The organism is Oleiphilus sp. HI0125, from assembly GCF_001635355.1.
In genome coordinates this window covers 1-975 of record NZ_LWGF01001045.1, presented here as the reverse complement: position 1 = coordinate 975, position 975 = coordinate 1, and the positions used below count along the sequence as shown (strand labels likewise).

The following is a 975-nucleotide window of genomic DNA, read 5'->3' as shown; positions in this document are numbered from 1 at the left end:
AAAATCAAGGCGTACAATATGCTCGCTGTAGTAACATACCATCACCAATTTAAATTCGATCGATTAAGAACTATGGATATAAAGAATAAAGTAATTGCCGTCACCGGTGCGGCACGCGGACTAGGCTTCGCGATGGCAAAACTACTATCAGAAAAAGGCGCACTCATTGCGCTAATTGATCTGGATATAGAAGCAACTAATAACGCAGTAAAAGAACTACCGAATGCAAAAGGCTATGCATGTAACGTGGCTCAAGAGCATGAGGTTGTGCAGACATTCTCGCAGATAAAAGAAGATTTTGGGCACTTAGATGGTTTGATAAACAATGCAGGCATTCTCAAAGATGGCTTGATGGTCAAAACTAATGATGACGAGGTTCAGAAATTACCATTATCCCAGTGGCAAGCAGTGATCGACGTGAATCTCACCGGTGTATTTTTATGTGGACGCGAAGCTGCTGCAAGCATGGTTGAGCAAGGCTCTGGTGGCGTCATTATTAATATTTCAAGCGTAAGTCGAGCCGGTAATTTTGGTCAAACAAATTACAGTGCAGCTAAAGCAGGTGTCGCGGCAATGACTGTAACATGGGCTAAAGAATTAGCCCGCTATGGCATTCGTTCTGCCGGAATCGCACCGGGTTTTGTTGAAACCGAAATGACGGATCTCATGCCTGAAGAAGCCTTCAATAAAGTCGCGAATTTAATTCCGTTAGGTCGTATGGGGCGGGTTGATGAAATCGCGCATACGGCAGCCTATATTTTCGAAAATGATTACTTGAGCGGTCGTATTATCGATGTAGATGGCGGCATCAGAGTTTAAAACTGATATATATGAGTAAGTACTAACTAGCGAAGAATCTTGACGATTGAACTCACTGAGTTCTCAATTATTGTGGAGACTTGGAGTTGAAACAGAAATACTTTTTCACTGCCCTATCAACTATTAGTCGCATGCGTTACAACTAGCTTGTTTTAC

Annotated in this window: 1 protein-coding gene; it reads left to right on the top strand. The window is 42.5% G+C overall.

Features of this window, described 5'->3' with window-relative positions; translation table 11 throughout:
* Positions 1 to 819 (top strand): SDR family oxidoreductase (locus tag A3762_RS17960; protein ID WP_369820697.1); only part of this gene is annotated, 819 nt, incomplete at its 5' end.
* Positions 820 to 975: the final 156 nt, after the last annotated feature.